We start from the raw sequence: 23208 nt of genomic DNA, 5'->3' as shown, positions 1-23208 counted from the left end.
CCCGCGTGGCGCTCCAGCCTGGCTGACAGCTGCCTGCGGCCCTGCAACACCCAAAACCCATAAGAGTGAAGCGCTCCCGCGGCCTGCCGTGGTGTCGTAGCGCTGGAAACCCAAGCTGCCCTCCCCGCGCTTGCGCGAATGGGCGGCGAGCCGTGTCCAGAGGCGAAACCCCATGGCGTTCCGCGCGGTAGCCGCTTGCGAGGAACGCAACAATGAAGCGAATGCTGATCAACGCCACGCAGGCTGAAGAGCTGCGTGTTGCCATCGTGGATGGCCAGTCGTTGTATGACATCGACATCGAACAGCCGTCGAAGGAACAGAAGAAGTCCAACATCTACAAGGGCCGGATCTTCCGCATCGAGCCCTCGCTGGAAGCAGCCTTCGTCGAATACGGGGGTGGCCGCCATGGCTTCCTGCCGCTGAAGGAAATCTCCCGCGACTACTTCCAGGCTGGCGTCGACCACAACAAGGCCGGCATCCGCGAACTGCTGAAGGAAGGCCAGGAGATCGTCGTCCAGGTCGACAAGGAAGAGCGTGGCAACAAGGGCGCTGCCCTGACCACGTTCATCTCGCTGGCCGGCCGCTACATGGTGCTGATGCCGAACTCGCCCAGCGCCGGTGGCGTGTCCCGTCGCATCGAAGGCGAAGACCGTGCCGCCCTGAAGGACGCACTGGACAAGCTGAACATTCCCGACGACATGGGCGTGATCATCCGTACCGCCGGCGTCGGCCGCGATGCGGAAGAGCTGCAGTGGGATCTGGACTACCTGCTCAACGTCTGGCGCGCGATCGCCGACGCCGCGCTGAGCAAGCCGGCCCCGTTCCTGATCTACCAGGAATCGCGCCTGATCGTGCGCGCCCTGCGTGACTACCTGCGGGCCGACATCGGCGAGATCCTGGTGGACACCGAGGAGATGTACGAGCACGCCCGCGAGTTCATGCAGCAGGTGATGCCGCAGACCCTGCGCAAGCTCAAGCATTACAAGGACGACATCCCGCTGTTCAACCGCTTCCAGATCGAGTCGCAGATCGAAGGCGCCTACGAGCGCAATGTGCGCCTGCCGTCGGGCGGCTCGATCGTGGTCGACCAGACTGAAGCACTGACCGCTGTCGACGTGAACTCCTCCCGCGCCACCAAGGGCAGCGACATCGAGGACACCGCGTTCCAGACCAACCTGGAAGCGGCCGAGGAAGTGGCCCGCCAGCTGCGCCTGCGCGACCTCGGCGGGCTGGTGGTGATCGACTTCATCGACATGGCCTCCAACAAGCACCAGCGCGAAGTCGAGAACCGCCTCGCCAATGCGCTGAAGTACGACCGTGCACGCGTGCAGGTCGGCCGCATCTCGCGCTTCGGCCTGCTGGAAATGAGCCGCCAGCGCCTGCGCCCGAGCCTGGGCGAATCCAGCCAGATCGTCTGCCCGCGCTGCGACGGCCACGGCCGCATGCGCAGCGTTGAATCGCTGTCGCTGTCGATCATCCGCGTCGCCGAAGAGCATGCGATGAAGGAGAACACCGGGCAGGTGCTGGTGCAGGCCCCGGTGGAGATCGCCAATTACCTGCTGAACGAGAAGCGCAGCGCCCTGCGCGAGATCGAACAGCGCCACGAAGCGCCGATCGTGATCGTCGCCGACGAGCAGCTGCACACCCCGCACTACACCGTGACCCGCCTGCGCGAGAACGAGCTGGGTGAAGAGAGCAGCAAGCCCAGCTACCAGCGCGGTACTCCTCGCAAGCTGCCGGTGCATGCCCTGACCAAGGGCCAGCTGAACATCCCGCCGCCGGCAGTGACCCAGGTCAAGCACACCTCCCCCGCCCCGGTACGTGAGGAAGTGGAGCCGGCTGCGGCCGCTCCGGCCCCGGTCGTGGCAGCGCCTGTTGCGCCGGCCCCGGCGGGCGGCGTGATCGGTTGGCTCAAGCGCGTGTTCGGTGGCGAACCGGCCCCCGCGCCGGCGCCGGCCGCCCCGGCAGCCCGCCAGCAGCAGGACGGCGGCCGCAAGGATCGCAGCAAGGATCGCAACAAGGACCGCAAGGACCGTCGCGACGAAAATCGTGGCAACGGCGGCAGTGGCAACGCGCAGCAGCAGAAGGATGGCGGCAACCGCAAGGATCGCGGCGAGCAGCGCAGCAAGGACGGCCGCAACGGCAACAATGGCAACGCCCAGCAGCAGCCGCAGCAGGGCAAGCAGAAGGAGCCGCAGCAGCAGAACAAGCCGCGCAACGAGCAGCAGGGCCAGAACCAGAACCCGCAGCAGCCGAAGCTGAAGCAGCCGAAGCAGCCGCGTCCGCAGCAGCAGGACGGCGACAAGCCGGCCGAGAAGTCGCAGCGCAACGCCGCTGAGGCCCCCGCTGAAGTCGTGACCGCAGCGGCAGCTGTGGCCGCTACGGCCGTCGCCGCCAATGGGGTTACCGCGCAGGAAGCGACCGCTCCGGTGGCTCCGGTGGCCGCCGCTCCAGCTGAAGCCGTCGCACCGGTCGACTCCGCTGCCAGCGCTGCCCGCGACGCCGAAGTGGGTGCGGTTGTCGGCGAAGAGGCTGCAATCGACGCCAATGGCGAGCAGGCAGGCGAAGGCGCAACCCGGCGTCGCCGCGGCCGTCGCGGTGGCCGTCGCCGTCGCCGCGGTGGCGCCGAGAACGCGGCAGGCAGCGACGTGCTGGGCGATGACCAGGACGACGGTGACGAAGGCGACGATGCCGACAACGCAGAACCGACGGTCGATACCGCAGCGCAGGCCGCACCGCTCGCCGCTGCGCAGCCGGCCCGTTCGCAGCCGGAATTCGACTTCGATGATGAAGCCGAGCCGGCCGTTGCCGAAACCGCCAAGCCGGTCCGCACCGCTGCTGCCGTTGTCGCCGCGCCGGTCGCGGTGGTGAGCAGCGCCGTGGTTGAAGCCGCTGCGCCGGCGGTTGCCGAAACGTCGGTCCCGGCCGAGCTCGCAACCAAGGCCGAAACGGTGTCGTCGCCGGTGCAGACCAGCATGCTCGATGCCATCGACGCCGCGACCCCGGCACAGCCGGTGGCCGCTGTCGCCCCGGCGGTGGACGCCAAGCCGGTGGTCGAAGCCACTGTTCCGGTGATCGAAGCCGCGCCAGTGGTGGTTGAGGCCAAGCCGGTGGTGGTTGAAGCTGCTCCGGCGGTCGAAACCAGGCCGGTCGTGGAATCGAAGCAGGACGTGGTTGAAGCCGCGCCGGTCGTCGAAGAGAAGGCGGCTGCCGTTGAGGCGGCCCCGATCCTGGAATCGAAGCCGGTGGCAGTTGAAGCTCCCGTGGCGGCCGAGGCCCATACGGCTGTCGAGACCGCGCCGGTCGCCGAGCAGCCGGTGGCTCCGGTGGCGGTGGAAGCCGCGCCGGTCGCCGAAGCCGCGTTGACGTCGTCGATCGACCCGGTGGCCGATGGTCATGCTGACGCCGCCGCCCAGGCAGCGGAAGCCCAGGCCAAGGCGGACGACGAAGACGCCAGCAAGCGCACGCCGCCGACTGTCTGATCGTCTTCGGACGCGCGACAACGAAACGGCGGGGATCGATGATCCCCGCCGTTTTTGTTTGTGCCATGCCGTGGTGGCTGCCGACCTTGGTCGGCGCCGTTGTTCGTGCCAACCAAGGTTGGCACCTACGCAGCAGGTGTGCTCAAGGCTTCGGGCCGAACTGCAGCCGGGTCCAGACGCCGTAGTGATCGGACGCCCAGCGACCGCTGGTGTCAGGCTGGTCAAACAGGATCCTTGCTTCGCGCGCGACCATCGCATCCTGCTGGAAGAAGATGTGGTCGATCCGCAGCGGTGCCTGGTAGTAGTGCCGGTTCAACGTACTGACCCCGGCCAGGTCGGTGTTCACGTGCACGCTGCCGTAGCTGTCGCCGTAGTGGCTGCGCAGCTCGCTCAGGTCACCGGCATCCACCAGCGCATTGAAGTCGCCTGCGATCACTACCGCTGCGCCCGCCGACGTCGCGCTGATGAAGCGCAGCAGATCCTCCACCTGGGTGCGGCGGATGCGCTGGCCATTCTCGTCGCTGCGCTCGTTCAGATGCGTGGCATACACGTTCACCGGACGGCCGTCGACATCGATACGCAGATAGGCCACCGTGCGGTAGTCATCCAGCGGCTGCAGCAGGTGTTCGCCGCGGGCCAGGATCGGCCGGCGGGTCAGCAGTGCATTGCCATAGCGCTTGGGCGCGCCAACCGGATCGGTGGACACGAACACATACTGATAGCCGAGCTGTCTGGCCAGCCACTGCGCCTGGTTGCGCACGTCGCGGCGCTGGATCACCTCCTGCAGCGCCACCGCATCGGGTTGCAGGCGCTTGAGTTCTGCCAGGATGGTGCGGCGACGGCTCGGCCAGTCTTCGCGATCATGGTGCAGGTTGAAGGTGACCATGCTCATGCCAGGTGCGCTGGCCGCGTCGGCCGCAGCCACTACGGTAGCCGGCGTGTCCGCCCATACCCACCCCGGCAATGCCAGCGCAAGCGCCAGTCCCAGGGCGCGCACCGACGTGCGCACCCCCGCCCCCCGATGCTTCATCGTTACTGTCCTTTGCGTTCGGCGCGGCGCACCGCGCTCGGCACATCGATCTCGACCCGCGCCGGCAGCTGGTGCACGTGCAGCTCCTTGTTGACCCACTCGGCCGCTTCGCCGTTGATGGTCGCGCCGCCCGGATCACCGGCGTACGGCCACGGCAGCACCACGCCACCGGCCGGCGGCACCAAGCCGGGCTGCACGTCCAGCACCAGCTGCTTGTCACTGCGCTGCAGCCGGTAGTTCAGCTGGCCCTGCGGCGTTCGCAGCCCCTGCACGGCCACGCCGTCACCCTGCAGCCAGGTGCTGGGCACACCGGCGGCCAGCACCAGCGCATCGTCGCTGTCGCGGTGATAGGCGAACATGTCCAGTGCCGAACGCACGAAGTCCGAGGCGACCCAGGCATGCGGCAGGTCGCCGACGAAGAACGGCTTGCGCGGCGTGCGCGAGACCACTTCGGCCCACTGGTTCCAGGCCTGCGGCGCGCGGTCCTTGAAGAAGAATTCGGTGGCCTGCCAGGCCCGGTCACGCCAGCCCAGGCGCACGAACGCGGCCACGTTGCGCCACTCGTACGGGGTGTAGTCCTTCCACTCACGCTTGCCATCGCGGCGGGCCACGAACTCCTTCCAGTAGCGCTCGAAGGTCGCATCCAGCGCCTGTTGCGGCAGGCGATCCTGCTCACCGCCCGGCGCCAGTGCGATGGTGGTCGAGGTCGCGTCGAAGTCGCCCAGCTCGGCCGAACCGGGCAGGTAGTCGATCTTGTGCTGCTGCATCGCCGACAGCAGCGACGCCTGCAGGTCATCGCGGAACTGGTCACGCGACTCGGCGATCTGCATCGCCTCGACCTTGCCCAGCTGCGCTGCCAGCAGGGCGGCGTCCTTGTAGCCACGCAGCGCCCAGAAGTTGTCCCAGTACGAATGCATCGGCTTGGCCGAATAGCCTTCGTGGCTGATCGAGGCCGGCATCATGCCGTAGAAGGCCGGATTGCGCGCGCGATTCTCCTCGGTACGCTCGCTGGCCCGCAGCTGCTCCATGTAGCTATAGGCGCCCTGCACGTGCGGCCACATCAGCTCGACGAAGGTGCTGTCACCGGTGTAACGCCCGTACTCGGCGATGCTGTAGATCAGCTCGCCGTGGCTGTCGTTCTCCGGCACCGGGTCGCTGCCGCGCGCATCGACGCAGCACGGCACCTTGCCGTTCTCGAACTGGAACGGCGCATACCAGTTGATGTAGTCACGCACCGCATCGCTGCGGCCCATGCGAAGCAGGCCTTCGGAGATCATCGCGCCATCGCGGATCCAGCTGCGCGCATACGAACGCGTGCCCGGCTGCAGGCGCGGACCGACCCGCGAAATCAGCATGTGCGCGACGGCGGTGCGCAGGGTATCGACCAATGCCTGGCCGGCCGCCGGCACCTGCAGCGAGACCACGCCCAGCTTCTGCCGCCATTGCTCGGCCACCTGCGCCTGCGCCTTGGCCACATCCAGCGACTGGGGCGCCCACCCACCGGTCTGCGGCAGCACCACCGCCACTTCCCGGCTCTGTCCCGGCTCCAGCTTGATCGTGTACAGCAGCGCACCGGAGGCCATGCCGGTGCTGTCCTTCACCGCGGTGGTGGCCGGGTACTTGCCCTCCGCCAGATGCATCACGTCGAGCTTGCCGTCGAACGTGCTGGCAAAGCGTGCGTCGGGCACCTGCAACGGATACACGCGCGGCTCGCCGTTGATCCGCACCAGCTGATCGCCGACATCCAGCGCATCGATGCGGCTGAAGCCACCGACGGTGTTGAGGAACTGCGTGGGCGGATTGACCTGCCACGGCCGGATCGCCAGTGCCAGCGTGTATTCGTGCGCCACCTTGTCCGGGTTGCTCAACCGGTAACGGCCGATCAGCTGCGCACGGTCCGGGGTGCCCTGCACGAAGCTGGTCACCGCCAGCCCGGCCTTTTCATGCACCCAATCGACATTGGCAATGGGCAGGTAATGGTCCTGCAGAGACTGGGTGATGGCGACCTTGGACCAGTCCAGCAGCTTGCCATCGAGGCGGATGAACGGCTCGATGCTGAAGCTGCCCTTGGCCGGTTCCAGTGCGCCGTCTTCGCTGATCAGTGCCTGCTCCTGCCCGCCGTCGAGGCCGAGCAGCGTCCAGTAGGGCTGTTCGCCCACATAGGCGCGTGGCAACGATCCGCGCGGCAGATCGGCGGCCACCGAGGACAGGAAGGCATTGGGCGTGGCGGCAAACGCCAGCGGCTTCAGTGCGATGTCCCGGATGCCGTATCTCCAGTTCGGGCCATCCTGCAGATCGAAGCGCACGTAGCGCGCATCGGTATCCGGCAGCGCCAGCCAGTCACGGCCACCGGCACCGCTGGTCACTTCGCGCACCGTGCGCCAGTCGCGGCCATCTTCCGAGGTGCGCACGGTATAGCGGCGCGCTTCCAGGTTCGGCAGCCAGTCGATCACCGCACCGCCGATCTCGCGGCTCTTGTGCAGGTCCAGGCTGATGGTCTGCTGCTTGACCCCGCCGCTGATCCAGAACGTATCGCTCTTGCCGTCGATCATGCGGTCCTGCAGCGCGGTGGCGGTATCGGCGATCACCGACGGCACCAGCGCCGAATCGTCCTGCGGGGGCAGGCCCTGCAGGGTCAGCTTGTCGAAGCACACCGTGCCGCGGCCGCCGACCTTGCTGTAGAGGGTAAATTCGACGGCGGCGCTGCGCGCCATCTCCTTCTCGGACGACGGACCCCACGCCTTGTCGATCTGGCGACGGCGGTACTCGACCGGCGTCCACGCCTTCGGGAAGCTGTAGCCTGGGCGGTTGACCCACCAGACGTTGTCGCCGCTGGCGTCGATCAGCTTGAACTGCAGGTCGTTGGCCGGCGAATCACCGCGCAGCTGGAAGCCAAAGCGGTAATTGAGCGGGTATTCGATGTTCAGCGCACGGCGGATGCCGACGTAGCCGGAGACCTCGTGGAAGTCGTAGTCCAGGCACAGCGCGCGGCCACCGCCGGCGCCACTGACCGGCCGCAGCGAACCGCTGACCTGGTCGGACAGCACCAGCTTCCAGGCACCGATATCATCGAAATCGTCCAGCACCTTTGGTGCCGGCAGCGCCGGGGGTGCGGCGATCGCCAGGGAAGTCCACAACAGGCCCAGTCCAACGGCGATCACTCGCTTCATCCCTTGACGCTCCCCAGCAACAGACCTTGGATGTAGTACCGCTGCAGCACCAGGAACAGCGCCAGCACCGGGACCACGGTGACCACCGCGCCAGCCATCATCATTTCCACGTCCATGATGTGCTCGCGCGAGAGGGTGGCCAGCGCCACCGGCAAAGTGTAGTGCTCCTGGTCGGTCAACACGATCAACGGCCACATGAAATCGTTCCACGCACCCATGAAGGTGAAGATCGCCAGGGTCACCAGCACCGGCTTGAGCATCGGCAGCACGATCTGGAAGAAGATGCGCAGCTCCCCTGCCCCGTCGATGCGCGCCGCTTCCAGCAGTTCGTCCGGAATCGAGCGTGCGTACTGGCGCACCAGGAAGATGCCGAAGACGCTGGCCAGTGCCGGCACGATCACGCCGCCGAAGCTGTTGACCAGGCCCAGCTGCTTCATCAGCAGGAACAGCGGCAGCATCGCCACCTGCGCCGGAATCACCAGCGCCGCCATCAGCACCTGGAACAGGCGCTCGCGGCCGACGAAGTTGAGCTTGGCGAACGCATAGCCGGCCATGGTGTTGAGCAGCAGCGAACCGACCGTAATGCCCAGCGACACCAGCAGGCTGTTGGCGAAGTTGCCGCCCATGCCGGTGCGCGCGAACAACTCATGGTAGTTGTGCGTGGTGATGCTCGAAGGCAGCAGCGGCGGCGGAAAATGGCTGGCCTCGCCCTGCGGCATGAACGAGACCGACACCATCCACAGCAGCGGCGCAAGGCTGACCAGGGCCAGTACCAGCAACGCGCCATTGATCATCCACGGGTACCAGCGCGACTGGCCGATTTCACGACTCATACCAACTGCCTCTTGCGGCCGAAACGCAGCATCACGGTGGTCACCGCCAGGATGATCAGGAACAGCAGGAACGCCACCGCCGAGGCGCGTCCCAGGTTCCACCACTTGAAGCCTTCCTCGAACATGAAATACAGCACGCTGACGGTGCTCTGCAGTGGGTCGCCGCGGGTCATCACGTAGGGCTCGGCGAACAGCTGGAAGTAGCCGGACACGGTAATCACTCCGACCACCAGCAGCACCGGGCCGAGCATCGGCAGGGTGATGTGCAGGAACTGCTTCCAGCGCGAGGCGCCGTCGATGCGCGCGGCCTCGTACAGGTCATGCGGGATCGCCTGCAGGCCGGCCAGGAAGATCACCATGTTGTAGCCGAAGTTCTTCCACACCGCGAACAGCATGATGGTCGGCATCGCCCAGTTGGGATCACCCAGCCAGTCGATCGGGCTGATGCCCAGATGGCCCAGCCCGTAGTTCACCAAGCCGTAGCTGGTATGGAACAGGTAGCGCCAGATCACCGCCACCGCCACCAGCGTGGTCACCACCGGCGCGAACAGCGCAGTGCGGAACAGCGCCTTGAAGCGTGCGGCCGGTGCGTTGAGCAGCATCGCCGCGCCCAGCGACACGCCGATCGACAACGGCACGCCGATCAGCACGAAGTACGTGGTATTCCACAGCGACTTCCAGAACATCGGCGTCTGCAGCAGGTCGATGTAATTGCCCAGTCCGACGAAACGCAGGTTACTGCTGTCGGCCAGCGCATACAGGTCGAAATCGGTCACGCTCAGCGCCAGCGCCGAGGCCACCGGCAGGCCGAAGAACACGCCCAGCACGATCAGCGAGGGGCCAGCGAAGATCCAGCCAGCAAGCGAAGTACATTTCATTGCGCGCTCCCGGCGGCGACGGCACTGCTTGATTGCGGCGACGGCACGCGCTGCTGCAGGCGTTGTTGTTCATGCATCCAGCGGCGCTTGGCCAGCACCTTGTCCACGCGCTGGTCCAGCTCGTCCACGGCCTTATCCTGCGGCAGGCCACCGCGCACCACCTTCTCGGTCACGATGCGCATTTCCTGCACGATGCGCTCCCATTCGAGCACCTTCGGGGTCGGCTTGACCCGCTCCAGCTGGTCACGGAAGGCAGTCGCCAGCGGATCATTGGCCAGCGACGGCGCGCTCCAGGTGCTGCGGCGCGGCGGCAGGTCGCCGATGATCGAATGGAAACGCGCCTGGATCGCTGGCCGCGACAGGAACTCGATCAGCTTCCACGACGCTTCCTTCTGCTGTGACTTGCGGAAGATCACCAGGCTGGTGCCGCCGGCGATGCCTGCGCCCGGGCCATCCGGACCAGGCAGCGCCGCGGTACCCCACTGCCCTTCAAGTTCCTTCGGTTGCAGCTTCTTGAACTCGCGGATGTTCCAGGGGCCGGAGATGTAGAACACGTTGAAGCCGCGGAAGAACTCATCCCAGACATTGGAGATCTGCGTCTCGGACATCTTCGGTGCCCAGCCCTGCTCGAACATGTTGGCGTAGAACGCCAGCGTGCGGCGGAAGCCGGGGCTGCTGAAGTTGCCGCGGGTGTCGTCGTCGCGCAGCAGCGGGTCGGGCTGCTGCAGCGCCAGCGACAGCTGTTGCTCGAATTCGTTGATCGGCATCAGTACCGCGTAACGATTCGGACCCTGCATGCGCTTGATCGCCGCCATCTGGTCGTCCCACTCCTGCCAGGTACGCGGCGGGTGGTCGTAGCCGGCCTTGGCCAGCAGGTCCTTGCGGTAGTAGATCAGGCGCGTATCGACGTACCACGGCACGCCGACCAGCTCACCGTGGATCACGTTGGTGTCCCAGATGCCCTGGAAATAGTCCTTCGGATCGACCACCGGCGAATGATCGACGAACGGCTGCAGCGACGTCAGCGCATCGAGCTCGGCGAACTCCGGCACCCAGGTATTGCCGAGCTGGCAGACATCCGGCAGGCCGTCGGCGGCGAACGCGGTCAGCAGCTTCTCGTGCGCGGCGGTCCACGGAATGTTCTGCACGTCCACCTTGATGCCGGGGTTCTCGGCTTCGAACTCGTGGATCAGCTCGCTGACCACCTCGGCTTCGCGGCCCATCGCCCAGAAACGCACGGTGGTGGTACCCGGCTCGGTGCGCGCGCAGCCAGCCACGGCCAAAGCGGCCAGGGCAGGCAGCGCCCAGCGGCGCAGGCGATCGATCCAGTTCGGCACCGGGTTACTTCCCCTGCCCTGTGTTGCGGTTGGCATTGTTCTTCTGTTCCTGCGCGGCAGCCGCGCGTGATTCGGCGATACCCACCGCGCGTGCTGCCGCGGCCTTCTCATCCTTCTGCAGTTCCAGCGGCTGGAACGACCCTTCCGGTGCCAGCCAGCCGCCACTGAACCCGGCCCGCTCCAGGCCCTTGCGGATATACGGGTTCTTCTTCATCACTTCCCACACGAAATCATCGCGGTAGTTGGCGATCATGGTCAGGATCGGGCCCTGGTCGATGGCGATGTAATCGCTGGCGACCCAGCCACGATCCGGGATGACGCGGCCGGTCTTGATCGGGATGTCGTAGTTGAAGCTGGGGTTGAACGAATCCAGGAAGCCGTAGCTGGAATAGATGTAGTCGCCGTAGCGCTTGTGCATCTCCAGCGTGGCCGGGATGACCTGCTCCGGTGCGAACACCACCGAGGCGATCGCGGCGGTCGGCGCGATCGTGCCGTCATCGAAGTTCTCGCGCAGGCCGGCGCCGCGCGAAGAGTAATGGCGGAACTGCCGCTGCTCGCCGCGATATTCCTGCGTGGTGTTCTGCGGCCCATCGCTGGCGGTCAGGCCCCAGACGTTCTCGCCGTAGTCCTTCCACTGCATCGGGTTGGCGATGGCGTACTCGCGCTGGGCCAGCGCAGCCGAACGGCTGTTGAGGAAATAGGTGCTGCCGCGTTCGCGCATGTACGCGTCCTGGATATCGCGGAAGTCGATCCAGACATGGCTGTACTGGTGGCCGAACAGCGGGCCAAAGGACAGGTATTCCTGGCCCTGGTAGACCCCCCAGTCGTTGTCGTAGGTGCGCGTCCACACCGTCCACGCGTCCGGGCTGACCGGGTGCGTGGGCGAACCCAGGGCGAGGATGTAGACCATCATCGCCTCGTTGTAGCCCATCCAGTCGTGGTCGATGAAGCCGCTCTCCGGGAACCAGCCCATCGAGATCAGCGGCGCGCGCTGCTGCAGCCACGGCCAGTCGACCTTCTTGTACAGGGTGTCGGCGATCTGGCGGATTTCCTTCTCGCGCGGATCGTCACCGTCGTAGTACGACTGCGCGAACAGCACGCCCATCATCAGCAGTGCGGTATCCACCGAGGACAGTTCGACCCAGCTGTCGTAGCGACGGCCTTCCTGCATGTCCAGGAAATGGTAGTAGAAGCCCTTGTAGCCCGCCTTGCCGGTGCGCTGCGGGCCCATCGGCACGTCGCGGAAGAATTTCAGCGTGGTCAGGGTCCGGTCGATCGCCTGGTTGCGGCTGACCCAGCCGTTCTCGATGCCGATCGGATAGGCGGTCAGCGCGAAGCCGACCGAGGCGATGCTGGCAAACGGCCGCGATGGGTAGCGGTCCGGGGTCAGCCCGTTGACCTCGTTGGTGGTGTCCCAGAAGAACTGGAAAGTGCGGCGCTCGATGTCATCGAACAGCGGTGGCAGTTCCGGCTTCATCGGTCGCGGCGGCGCATCGGCCTCGATCAGGATCACCGGCGGGCGCGGCTTGGCCGGCTCCTGCTGGGCCGGCTGGCAGGCGGCCACCGCCAGGCTCAGCGCTGCGGCGGACAACAGATGGCGTGCCTGCATGGCGCGGTTCCTCCGGTGGTCTGATCGATGGGAAAGCATACCGTCCAATGATCTGAAATCGTTTACAAGGTGTGTGCATAAAAAAACCACGGGAAACGTGGCCTGACACCGCGATCATTGCCCACGCCGCTGCCCCCTGGCCGGCAGCGGCGTGGGCAATGGACCGGCACGTGGCCGGCCATTGCCATGGATCCATTCTGCCGACGCCGCCGGCGGACCGGCGGCATCGGATCGTGCAACTACATCCGGGCTTAGAAGCGGAAGCCCACTTCAGCCTTGATCTGACGCGGCGTACCGATGATTTCGCCGGTCTCGTTGTAGCTGGCCTGCAGCTTGCCGTTGGTCTTGACGTAGTTGTAGGTCGAGAAGTTGTCGAAGTTGAAGACGTTGATGATGTCGATACGCGCATACAGCTCGGTATCGCCCGGCATCTTGAAGGTCTTCGTCGCCTGCAGGTCGACCGAGCGGTAGCCGAAGATCTTGCCACCCACCAGGAACTTGCCGGTGGCGTTGGGCACGGCGGCCTGCGGGGTCGGCAGGGTGTAGCCGCTGGCCTGCATCACCGGGTACCAGTCATTGACGGCGGTCGGCGTGGCCAGGGTGATCTTGCCGCCGAAGGTGATGCCCCAGAAGCCCGCGTACGAACCGGTCATCACCAGGCGGTGACGCGGCGCGCCGTTGGAACGGATGGTCGGGTAGTCACCGATCAGGCCGCGGTCAAAGGCGTACTTCTCGTTGATGTCGCGGTTGTGGCGCGCGGTGGTCCAGGTGTAGGCGATCGAGGTGCCCCAGCCGCTTTCCTTGGTGAACGGCTTCTGCGCCGACAGCAGCACCTGCGTGGCGCGAGTCTTGATGCCCTGCTGGCCGATGATCAGGCTGCCGAAGCCCGGCACGTTGCAGCTCCAGGCCTGGCTCAGGCCCGGGTCGGTACCGCCGCACAGGCGCGGGTCATCGAAGAACTGGCCGGTCGGGTAACGGTTGCCCAGGGTGAAGGCGAAGCCGTCGTAGCTCAGGGTGCGGGCGATGGTGGCGTCGGTGAGCCAGTCACCGATCTGGTTGCTCATGCCCAGGCTGAACTGATCCGAGTACGGTGCCTTCAGCTTGTTGTTCAACAGGTCCACTTCCAGGCCGGCATTGCTGGTCGCGCCAACCAGTGCCTGCAGGTTGCCGATGCCGTTGAGCAGGTTCGGGTTCCAGTCATAGCAGGCGGCCTGGCCGTTGATGCAGGTGCCGGTGGCCGGGTTGCGGAAGTAGATGGTCGGCTGCGGCAGGGCCAGCTTGGTGGTTTCCAGCTGCAGGTTGTCGAACAGGTCGCGGTCGTAGGAACGGCCGGCACCACCGTGGATCACGTGCTGCTCGTCGGCGTTGATGTCATACGAGAAGCCCAGGCGCGGCTGCCAGGCATCCTTGAACGCCTTGCGGTTGTGGCCGTTGCTGATGTAGTCGCCAATGTTCAGGCCACCCAGGGCCAGCGAGTCGGCGTAGGTCTGGCCGGCGGGCGCGCGCGGGTCCTGCGAATAGATCGCGTCGACCACCTGCTGCGGGGTCACAAAGTCCAGGTAGGACGGGGTCTTTTCGTAGTCCCAGCGCAGGCCGAGGTTCAGCTGCAGGTGGTCATTGACCTGCCAGTCGTCCTGGATGAACACGCCATACTGCTTGGACTTGGAACGCACTTCACCGGACACGCCCGACACGCCGGTCACCGGCTTGACGAACTGCGCCTTGTACGGAATGGAATCCGGGAAATCCGGATCGCCCAGGCTGTAGGTGAAGGTCGGGTTGATCTGCGCCGCATCGGAAGCGTACAGATCGATCGCCTTGTACTTCACGCCCATCTTGATGGTGTGGTCGCCGGCCCACTGGATGCCATCCAGGGTCAGGTTGTCTTCGATCGACCAGCCCTTCTGGCCCTTCACCTGCGAATCCAGTGCCGAGGCGCCACCGATCTTCACCACAGTGCGGTCTTCAGGACCGTCCGGCGCGGTGTAGGTGATGCCGTTGGCCAGGGTCAGCGGGGTCGGATTGTTGAACGAATCTTCGTGGGTGAGCATCAATTCGTTGTAGTAACGCTCACCGCTGTGGTTCCAGCGCAGGGCGTAACGACGGTCGGTATTGACCACTTCGCGCCCGGCCTGCGGCGAGGTCTGCCCGCTGAACTGCGACTGGGTTTCGTCGCGGTCCTGGAAGGTCAGCTCGATGCGGTCGTTGTCGGTCGGCTCGAAGTCGATCTTGCCGAAGATCAGGTCCTGCTGGAACGGCTGGCTGGCCGGACCGAGGCCGGCGGCACCGGCGGCCGGCAGCAGGCTGGCAGCAGCGGTCACCGCGCCGTCCGGCGCGATGGTGACCGGCAGGTCGAAGCGCTTGGCTTCGTAGGTCACGAAGAAGTGGGCCTTGTCCTTGATGATCGGGCCACCCAGCGCGAAGCCGTATTCCTTCTCGGCCGAGACCATCTTGTCTTTTCCGCCCTGACGCTCGGCCGGGGTCTTGGCGCGCATGTCTTCATCGGTGTAACGGTAGAACGCCTCACCCTTGAATTCATTGGTGCCGGACTTGGTCGCAGCGGTCACCGCAGCGCTGGACACCTGGCCGTACTCAGCCTTGTAGTTGCCGCTGATGACCTTGTATTCGCCAATGGCCAGCTGCGGGAACGGGTTGCCGGCGCTGCCGGACTGGCCGGCGACGCCGCCGCCCTTGACGTAGCTCTTCTGGCCCACGCCGTCGATGTAGACGTTGGTGCCATCGGCATTGGTGGCACCGCCGCGCAGCGAGGTGTTGCCCTTCGCATCACGGGTGAAGATCAGGCCCGGCACCGCGTCGGCGAACTCCAGGAAGTTGCGCGACACCTGCGGGGTGGTCTGGATCTGCTGCAGGCTGACGGTCTTGCCGACTTCCGAGGTGCGCACTTCCTGCAGCAGGGTCGGCGCGACGACGTTGACGGTGTCCAGGTTCGTCGCTGCGGTCGAACCCGGGGTGCTGCTGGCAGCGCCGGCGAAGTTCAGGGTCGCGGTCGAGGCCACGGTGACGGTGACCTTCTGGGTCTGGCCGTTGGCGACCACGTCATAGGTGCCCGGGTCCAGGCCCATCAGCGAGTAGCTGCCGTCGGCGCGGATGGTACCACGACGGACGGTGCCGGTGGCGACATTGGTGGCGGTGACTTCAGTGCCTGCCTGGGCGCCGGCAACCTGGCCGCGCAGGCTGGCGTTGGCCGACTGCGCCATGACGTTCGGAGCAGCGGCCAGCATCAGGCAGCTGACCAGCGCGGTGCTCAGCAGCCGGCGTGCCGGCGTGCGGAAGGTGGTGTGCATCATCAACTCAATCTCCGGGTGGCGGTGACCGCTCGCGCGGTCCCTGCGATCAATCAAAAAGAAGGAACGCCTCTGGCTTCAATGGCCCGATGGCGGAGTGGTGGAATCGCGAACTATCAAGCGGGGAACCAGGGTCTGCTTGTCCCCCGTCCCATCCGTGGAGGTGCCGTCCATCAACTGCATCAGGCGCGTCATGGCCCGATCGCCGAGCTCGGCGATGCTGACCTGCATGGTGGTCAGCGACGGGTGGACGAAACGCGCCAGTGGAATGTCATCGAAACCTGCCAGGGCAACATCGGCCGGCACACGGACCCCTGCCTGCGTGAACGCATACAGGCAGCCCAGGGCCATCATGTCGTTGGCAGCGAACACGGCATCAGGCAGCGCTCCGGCTGCCAGCAACTCCTGACCGGCGCGATGGCCGGAAGCTTCGTCGAAATCACCGGGCAGCTCGATGCCCTCGGCGCCACTGCCGAATGCCACCAGCGCGTCACGGAAGCCGCGCAGGCGCTCGCGCGCGTCGAAGTTGAGATCCGGGCCAGAAATGAACGCAATGCGGCGGTGGCCGGCATCCAGCAGATGGCGGGTCATCGCCATCGCGCCGGCATGGTCGTCGATGCTCAACACCGGGTGTTCCTGCGTGGGCAGGTAGGTGTTGATCAACACCGTCGGCAGCGACTGCGGCAGGTTGTCGGTCAGGAAGCCCGGGCTCTCGGCATAGGGCGAAAGCACCAGCAGACCGTCGACGCGGCCGCGCATGGCACGCAGGGCGGCGCCCTGCTGTTCCTGGTCACCGTGGTAGCTGGACACCAGCAGGTGCTGGCGGCGGTTGCGGGCGACGTTGTCGATGCCGCGCATCAGCTCGGAGAAGAATTCGCCGTACAGGTCGGGCAGCACCACGCCCACCGTATTGGTGCGGCGGCTGCTCAGGCTGCGGGCGGCGGCGTGCGGGGTGTAACGCAGCCGAGCGGCCACCTCCAGCACAAGCTGGCGGACCGGTTCGGCGACATTTTCATGCCCGTTGAGCGCGCGGGAAACCGTGGCCACGGAGACCCGGGCTTCGCGTGCGACGTCTTTGATTGTAATGGCTGCCTTGTTCACGAAGCCGCCCTCCACGGCTTGGACCTACCAGCATTGGCGCGGAATGTAAGCGTTTCCATCCGGGCTTGTAAACAGTCCGTTAGGCGATTGTCCTGAGATGGACATGGAAATCTGTCTGCGACGGGCCCGCAGCGGGACCCGCCAGGACAGCGTGGGACAAGGGCTCAGCCCTGTTCTGACGGGGTCAATGCGCGAATGGACAGCGCGTGGATATCGGTGTCCATCATGGCCCCCAGCGCGGCATAGACTGCGCGGTGACGGGCCAGCGGACCCCGTCCCGCGAAGCGTTCGCTGACGATGTACAGGTTGAAGTGACCGCGGCCATCGCGCGCACCGGCGTGGCCGGCATGGCGATGGCTGTCGTCTTCGATCTCCAGCACGCTGGGGGCCAGCGCCTGCTGCAGTGCATCACGCATCCGCTCGATCCGCTCCGCGTTCACGGCAGGACCTTGCGGAACGGCCGCACCTGCACATGGGTGTAGACGCCGGCAGCCGCGTACGGGTCGGCATCGGCCCAAGCCTGGGCCTGCACCAGCGATTCGAACTGGGCGATCACCACCGAGCCGCTGAAACCGGCCGGGCCCGGGTCTTCACTGTCCACCGCCGGGCACGGCCCGGCCAGCAGCAGACGGCCTTCGTCGCGCAGCGCGTGCAGCCGCGCCAGGTGTTCCGGCCGGGCCTGCAGCCGCTGCGCCAGCACATCCTGCCCGTCATACCCTTCGATCACATACCACACCGGCATTTCCTCGCTTGCGTTGTCGGTCTGCGGATTCTAGCGAATACCGCCGCTGCCCCGGCCCGGCTGGACACTGGCGCGGCAAAGGCTTACCCTAGGGTCCATTGCACGTGGCTGGATGCAGCAGCCCGTCGGTTTTTGCGGCCATCGCAGCCCCCGACGACCGACCTGCTGCTTCAAAACCGGGCCACCTGGCCGGGTCACGTAGACGACCTCCCCGTAGTTCCGTCGCTGCCGTTTCCTGCGGCGCGTCCTGCTGTTTGATATGTGTGGAATCGCGCCGATCCCGGCGTGTCTGGTGCCCTGGGGCTCCGTGGCATTGGCCCGGCGACCCCGGTGCCGCGACTGGTCCGTTGCAATCCTGATGTCCATTAGATGACTTCCGAACTCGCGCTCGACGCGAACCCGCCAACCCGGCCGCCCGCCCCCCAGCAGCAGGAAATGCCGCTGGCCGTGGTGCATGGTCAACCGGTCCTGCAGATCCCGCAGGACCTGTACATCCCGCCGGATGCGCTGGAAGTCATCCTAGATGCCTTCGAAGGCCCACTGGACCTGCTGCTGTACCTGATCCGCCGCCAGAACCTGGACGTGCTGGACATTCCTGTAGCCGAGATCACCCGGCAATACGTGGAATACATCACCGTGATGCGCGAGCTGCGTTTCGAGCTGGCCGCCGAGTACCTGGTGATGGCGGCGATCCTGGCCGAGGTGAAATCGCGCATGCTGCTGCCGCGCCCGGTCAGCGAGGAAGGCGATGAAGCCGATCCGCGCGCCGAGCTGGTGCGCCGGCTGCAAGAGTACGAACGCTTCAAGCAGGCCGCCGAGGACATCGACGCCCTGCCCCGCCAGGACCGCGACACCACGGTGGCGCACGCCTTCATGCCCGAACGCGCTGCGGTGAAGCTGCCGCCACCGGTGGACCTGAAGGAGATGCTGCTGGCGCTGCACGACGTGCTCAAGCGCGCCGAGCTGTTCAGTGGCCACGCGATCAAGCGCGAGGCACTGAGCGTCCGCCAGCGCATGGGCGAAGTGCTCGGGCGCCTGGAAGACGGCAAGTTCTATCGCTTTGAAGGGTTGTTCACCGCCGAAGAAGGCAAGCTGGGCGTGCTGGTCACGTTCCTGGCGGTGCTGGAACTGGCCAAGGAACAGCTGCTGGACATCGTCCAGGAAGAGCCGCTGGCACCGATCTACGTGAAGTCGCTGGCTGCCGGCAACACCAATGCCCCGCTGCAGTTCAGCAGCGAGTTCGACGACAACGACGCCGCCAACGAGAACGAGTGAGCGCTGCCTGCCGATGGATCAACCGCTGATCAACCGCATTGTCGAGGGTGCCCTGCTGGCCTCCAGCCAGCCGCTCACCCTGGCCCAGCTGAAGGACCTGTTCCCGGAAGAGGAACCGGCACCGCCGGGCAGCATCGAACGTGCGCTGGAGCACCTGCGCGACGCCTGCGCAGAGCGCGGCGTGGAACTGGTCGAGGTCGCCTCCGGCTTCCGCTACCAGGTCACCGGCGAAGTGCACGGCTGGATCAGCCGGCTGTGGACCGAACGCAAGACCCGCTATACCCGCGCCACCCTGGAAACCCTGGCGCTGATCGCCTACCGGCAGCCGATCACCCGCGGCGAGATCGAGCAGGTGCGCGGCGTGGCGGTCAGCAGCAACATCATCCAGGCACTGGAAGAGCGCGAATGGATCCGCGTGGTCGGCCACCGCGACGTGCCCGGCAAGCCGGCGCTGTTTGGCACCACCAAGGGCTTCCTGGACTATTTCGGCCTGAAGCGCCTGGACGAACTGCCGCCGCTGTCGGAACTGAAGGACCTGGGCGAGCTGGAGCCGCAGCTGGCCCTGGACCGCGACGGTCCGGCCGTTGCCGGTGCCGACGGCCCGGATGTTTCGGCCGGCGCCGACGGCGCTGCCGCCAACGATGGCACCGGCCTTGCCGGCAGTGACACCCCAGATTCCGCCGATGCAGACGCTGCCTCGGCCACCGATGAGCAAGCACCTTCGCCCCTCGATGATGGGCACCCCGATTCCGCGCCGGGCGAGCGCGCGGTGACCCTGAACGAACGCGAAGACAACGCCGTCGCGACGACGACCGTGGCTGTTGACCAAGCCGATTCCGAACCAGAGGCCGACCTCGAAACCGTCGGCCGGAGCAAAACTGATGAGTGACACCCCCCGTAACAAGCTCTCGCTCAAGCGCGAAGCCACCTCCGAACAATTCAAGCTGGAAGAGCGCCTGCACAAGGTGCTGGCCCAGGCCGGCCTGGGTTCGCGCCGCGCGCTGGAACAGCGCATCGCCGAGGGCCTGGTCAAGGTCAACGGCGAAGTCGCGCAGACCGGCATGTCGGTCAAGAGCGGCGATAAGATCGAGCTGGATGGCCGTGGCTTCGTCGCCACCGCCCTAGCCGAGCCCTCGCGCGTGCTGGTCTACAACAAGCCGGAAGGCGAAGTGACCACCCGCGAAGATCCCGAAGGCCGCCCGACCGTGTTCGAGTCCCTGCCGCCGCTGAAGGGCGCGCGCTGGATCGCCATCGGCCGCTTGGACATCAACACCACCGGCCTGCTGCTGGCCACCACCGACGGTGAACTGGCCAACGCCATGATGCACCCGTCGTTCGAGGTCGAGCGCGAGTACGTGGTGCGCGTGCGCGCACCGGAAGGCGAGGAGAAGGTCTCCGACGCCATCGTCGACCGCCTCGCCCGCGGCGTGGCGCTGGAAGACGGCCCGGCCAAGTTCGACGAGATCGAACGCATCGGCGGTACCGATTCGCACGACTGGTTCCGCGTCGTGGTGAAGGAAGGCCGCAACCGCGAAGTGCGCCGCCTGTGGGAATCGCAGGGCTGCCAGGTCAGCCGCCTGAAGCGCACCCGCTACGGCAAGGTCAGCCTGCCGCGCGAACTGGCCCGCGGCCAGTCGATCGAGCTTCCGACCGCCCAGGTTGAAGCGCTGCGTGCGCAGCTGAAGCTGGAAGAAGGCGCGCCGTCGGCGCTGACCCTGCAGCCGGTGATCGGCCAGCGCCGTGCCGCCAAGACCACCGTGCGCGTGCGCGAAGGTGGCCGTGGCAATGCCTACGTCAACGGCCACAACACCGCCGATGAAGGCCGCGAACTGCGTCGTTTCGACAACGTGCGCGAAGACCGCGGCCGTGGTCGCGGCGGCAAGGGCGGCGGCTTCAAGGGCGGCCTGACGGTCAGCGGTGAAGCGGCGGCCAAGCAGTCGCAGAGGCCGTTCAAGCAGCGCGCGCCGAAGAATGACCGCTCGCTGCCGGAAGGCAACCCGGCCGCGTTCCGCACCTGGTACGTGCCGGACGGTGTCAGCACCGGCCCGAGCGGCCATCGCAACGCAGGTCCGGGCGCACGTGGCCCGGGTGCCCGTGGTCCGGGTGCAGGCGGCCAGGGCCGTCCGTACGGCAAGCCGAAGGGTCCGGGCGCGGGCGCCGGTGGCGGCCAGGGTCGGGGCGGCTTCGGCGGTGAAGGCCGTGGCGGCGCAGGCGGCCAGGGTCGACCGGCCGGTGCCGGCAACCGCTCGCAGGGCCAGGGCAACAAGCACCCGTACGGCCATCCGGGCAACGCCCCGAGCTTCCCGTCCGACCACGCCACGCCGGGCTTCAACCCGTATGGCAGCCCGAAGCCGGCACACGGCGCCCGTCCGGGCGGTCGCGGCCCGGGTGGCGGCAACAACCGTGGCCCGGGCGGTAACCGTGGTCCCGGTGGTCCGGGTGGCAACCGTGGCCCGGGCGGTCCCGGCGGCAACCGTGGTCCGGGCGGCCCGCGCCGCAGCGGCCCGCGCGGAGGCTGATCGCTGATACGCATGACATGAAAAACCCCGGCGCAGGCCGGGGTTTTTCTTTGTCTGGTACATCGATCCGCCGGTAGATCCGCTCCCCGCGTGGATGAAGAACGTGCATTAGGAATTCTTTGAAAACAAGCCATCTGTGTCGCAGATCGCCGCAACCCGATCGACCGCTCTCTATCGTGGACGTTCTTTCACACCACGAGGCACTTCCCATGACCGGCATCACCCCCGAACAGGCACGCGCCAACGCCGACCTCGCTGGCCGTACCACCGGCGAATTCATCAAGGACATCGATCATTCCATTGATGCCAATTCACGCGAAGGCAAACGCAATATCGTGGTCGCCCTGCCCCGCGGCCTGGCGCGCGAAGGCCAGGCCGAAGCAGTAATGGCGCATTACCAGGACCGTGGCTACGAGGTCGAACAACTGAGCGTGACCGGTCACGCCTGGAACCTGCAGATCGGCTGGTAAGGAAAAGGGGGCGGAGGGAATTAAGTCGTTTTCGCCTTGCCCACTCGCAATGTGGCAAACACGACTCAATCCCCTCCGTCCCCTTTTTCGCTTAGCGGCGGCTGATGGTGAAGGCGGCGCCGTCCACGCCGAGGTCCCATCCCTTGCCGGTACCGGACAGGGCCAGCGAGATGTCGCCCTTGGTCATCACCTGCGCATTGCTGGACTTCACCGCACCGGCATGCGCGCCGACCGACGCGTAAGTGCCCAGCAGCTCGTTGACGCTCACGGCGCCGGTGAAGCTGCCACGTCCATTGGTGATCTTCGACTTGCCTACCGTCAGGCCACCGCCCTTCATCTCGATGCGTACCGGCAGGCTGGCACCGTTGCTGCAGGTGACCGTGCCGTTGCCTGAGGCGGTCTTGTAGATCAGCGACCAGCCGGACAGGTTGTAGCGCAGCTGGCAGTCGAGATTGCCGGCGGCGTGCGCGGCCGGGGCCAGCGACGCGGCGGACAGGGCCAGCAGCAGGGCAAAAGACTTTTTCATCAGCAGCACTTCCACGTCAATCGGAGTGCTGGCGAATCTAGCAGCGCGCGCGTGCACGTTGGATGCAGGCGCGCGCCGCAGCGTGGCGGGCATTCAGCCGCCGTCGTGCTGTTTCAGGCCTGGTCGTCCAGATGGAAGGCATCGGCATCGAGCATCGCCGGGAAACGCGCGCGATGTGCAGCCAGTGCTTCGGCCGAAATGGTAGTGGTCACCACCTGTTCGCGCTCGCGGATCTCCACCTGCGGCTGGCCGAGGAAATCGATCACCGCGCTGTCGCCCGCGTACTGCAGCTGGTTGCCATCCACGCCAACGCGATTGACCGCAGCAACGAAGCACAGGTTCTCGATCGCCCGTGCACGCAACAGGGTCTTCCACGCGTACGCACGCGCCGACGGCCAGTTGGCAACGAAGATCTGCAGGTCGAAGTCCAGCTGATCAGGGCGCTCGACGTTGTAGCGGTTACGGCAGAACACCGGGAAACGCAGGTCGTAGCAGACCTGCGGATTGATCCGCCAGCCCTTCCATTCCACGCTCAGGCGCTCACGGCCGGCGGCATAGCGTTCGTGCTCGCCGCCGTAGCGGAACAGGTGACGCTTGTCGTAGTACTGCAGCTCGCCGTCGGGGGTGGCGAACAACAGGCGGTTGTAGACGCCCTCGCCGTCGCGCAGCTGCACGCTGCCGATCACCGCCGCGTCCAGCGCCGTTGCTTGTTCGCGCACCCAGGCCACGGTCGGGCCGTCCATGCCTTCGGCCTGGGCGATGGCTTCGTTGGAGAAGCCACTGGTGAAGGTCTCCGGCAGGATCACCAGATCGGTGCTACCGGCCAGCGGTGCCAGCAGCGCGCCGTAGTAGGCGCGGTTGCCGGCCGGGTCATGCCAGCGGGTGTCGCCCTGGACGAGGGAAATGCGCAGGTCCTGCATGGTCGTCACGT

At 66.3% G+C, this 23208-nt stretch carries 17 protein-coding genes; 5 read left to right on the top strand and 12 right to left on the bottom strand.

Going from position 1 to position 23208, the window contains the following annotated elements; genetic code table 11:
* Nucleotides 1-212: 212 nt before the first annotated feature.
* Nucleotides 213-3482, top strand: coding sequence for an Rne/Rng family ribonuclease (locus QZ853_RS14780; RefSeq protein ID WP_295574658.1), 3270 nt, complete (start codon nt 213-215; stop codon nt 3480-3482).
* A 142-nt stretch (nt 3483-3624) separates the two neighbouring features.
* Here QZ853_RS14780 and QZ853_RS14775 read toward each other — a convergent pair whose 3' ends face one another.
* The 10 genes from QZ853_RS14775 to QZ853_RS14730 all read right to left on the bottom strand — a co-directional run bounded on the left by QZ853_RS14775 (nt 3625) and on the right by QZ853_RS14730 (nt 17481).
* Nucleotides 3625-4512, bottom strand: a complete 888-nt coding sequence (locus tag QZ853_RS14775) for an endonuclease/exonuclease/phosphatase family protein (RefSeq protein ID WP_295574656.1) — start codon at nt 4510-4512, stop codon at nt 3625-3627.
* 2 nt (nt 4513-4514) lie between these two features.
* Nucleotides 4515-7682 carry a discoidin domain-containing protein gene (locus QZ853_RS14770; RefSeq protein ID WP_295574653.1) on the bottom strand — a complete coding sequence of 1056 codons (3168 nt, stop codon included), beginning with the start codon at nt 7680-7682 and terminating at the stop codon, nt 4515-4517.
* Nucleotides 7679-8515, bottom strand: a complete 837-nt coding sequence (locus tag QZ853_RS14765; RefSeq protein ID WP_057493560.1) for a carbohydrate ABC transporter permease — start codon at nt 8513-8515, stop codon at nt 7679-7681. The genes QZ853_RS14770 and QZ853_RS14765 overlap by 4 nt, the downstream gene beginning before the upstream one ends.
* Nucleotides 8512-9393, bottom strand: coding sequence for a sugar ABC transporter permease (locus QZ853_RS14760; protein ID WP_295574648.1), 882 nt, complete (start codon nt 9391-9393; stop codon nt 8512-8514). The genes QZ853_RS14765 and QZ853_RS14760 overlap by 4 nt, the downstream gene beginning before the upstream one ends.
* The gene (locus QZ853_RS14755) at nt 9390-10730 is read right to left on the bottom strand and encodes a sugar ABC transporter substrate-binding protein (protein ID WP_295574828.1); all 1341 of its coding nucleotides are present in this window, start codon (nt 10728-10730) and stop codon (nt 9390-9392) included. Before QZ853_RS14755 ends, QZ853_RS14760 begins: the two co-directional genes overlap by 4 nt.
* A 4-nt stretch (nt 10731-10734) precedes the next feature.
* Nucleotides 10735-12339, bottom strand: a complete 1605-nt coding sequence (locus tag QZ853_RS14750) for a glucoamylase family protein (protein WP_295574645.1) — start codon at nt 12337-12339, stop codon at nt 10735-10737.
* Nucleotides 12340-12590: 251 nt separating this feature from the next.
* Nucleotides 12591-15647: a TonB-dependent receptor gene (locus QZ853_RS14745; RefSeq protein WP_295574642.1), complete on the bottom strand. Its 3057-nt coding sequence runs from the start codon at nt 15645-15647 to the stop codon at nt 12591-12593.
* 75 nt (nt 15648-15722) lie between these two features.
* Nucleotides 15723-16760: a LacI family DNA-binding transcriptional regulator gene (locus tag QZ853_RS14740; protein WP_295574640.1), complete on the bottom strand. Its 1038-nt coding sequence runs from the start codon at nt 16758-16760 to the stop codon at nt 15723-15725.
* Nucleotides 16761-16909: 149 nt separating this feature from the next.
* Nucleotides 16910-17161, bottom strand: coding sequence for a BolA family protein (locus QZ853_RS14735; protein WP_295574826.1), 252 nt, complete (start codon nt 17159-17161; stop codon nt 16910-16912).
* 20 nt (nt 17162-17181) lie between these two features.
* Nucleotides 17182-17481, bottom strand: coding sequence for a YciI family protein (locus QZ853_RS14730; protein WP_295574823.1), 300 nt, complete (start codon nt 17479-17481; stop codon nt 17182-17184).
* Between the two features lie 375 nt (nt 17482-17856).
* On the opposite strand from QZ853_RS14730, the gene QZ853_RS14725 reads away from it, so the two are divergent.
* From QZ853_RS14725 to QZ853_RS14710, 4 genes are all read left to right on the top strand, one after another.
* Nucleotides 17857-18762: a ScpA family protein gene (locus QZ853_RS14725; protein WP_005410330.1), complete on the top strand. Its 906-nt coding sequence runs from the start codon at nt 17857-17859 to the stop codon at nt 18760-18762.
* A gap of 13 nt (nt 18763-18775) precedes the next feature.
* Complete coding sequence (scpB, locus tag QZ853_RS14720) at nt 18776-19651, top strand: SMC-Scp complex subunit ScpB (protein ID WP_295574637.1); 876 nt, start codon at nt 18776-18778, stop codon at nt 19649-19651.
* Nucleotides 19644-21281 carry a pseudouridine synthase gene (locus QZ853_RS14715; protein WP_295574634.1) on the top strand — a complete coding sequence of 546 codons (1638 nt, stop codon included), beginning with the start codon at nt 19644-19646 and terminating at the stop codon, nt 21279-21281. The genes scpB and QZ853_RS14715 overlap by 8 nt, the downstream gene beginning before the upstream one ends.
* Before the next feature lie 209 nt (nt 21282-21490).
* The gene (locus tag QZ853_RS14710) at nt 21491-21751 is read left to right on the top strand and encodes a hypothetical protein (protein WP_295574632.1); all 261 of its coding nucleotides are present in this window, start codon (nt 21491-21493) and stop codon (nt 21749-21751) included.
* A 91-nt stretch (nt 21752-21842) separates the two neighbouring features.
* On the opposite strand, the gene QZ853_RS14705 is transcribed toward QZ853_RS14710, so the two are convergent.
* Both QZ853_RS14705 and QZ853_RS14700 read right to left on the bottom strand, forming a co-directional pair.
* Nucleotides 21843-22277: a hypothetical protein gene (locus QZ853_RS14705; protein WP_295574628.1), complete on the bottom strand. Its 435-nt coding sequence runs from the start codon at nt 22275-22277 to the stop codon at nt 21843-21845.
* A gap of 113 nt (nt 22278-22390) precedes the next feature.
* The gene (locus QZ853_RS14700; RefSeq protein WP_295574625.1) at nt 22391-23197 is read right to left on the bottom strand and encodes an amidohydrolase; all 807 of its coding nucleotides are present in this window, start codon (nt 23195-23197) and stop codon (nt 22391-22393) included.
* Nucleotides 23198-23208 lie beyond the last annotated feature (11 nt).

It is taken from the genome of uncultured Stenotrophomonas sp., from assembly GCF_913778665.1.
Taxonomy (GTDB): Bacteria; Pseudomonadota; Gammaproteobacteria; order Xanthomonadales; family Xanthomonadaceae; genus Stenotrophomonas.
This window is presented reverse-complemented; position numbering and strand designations above follow the sequence as displayed.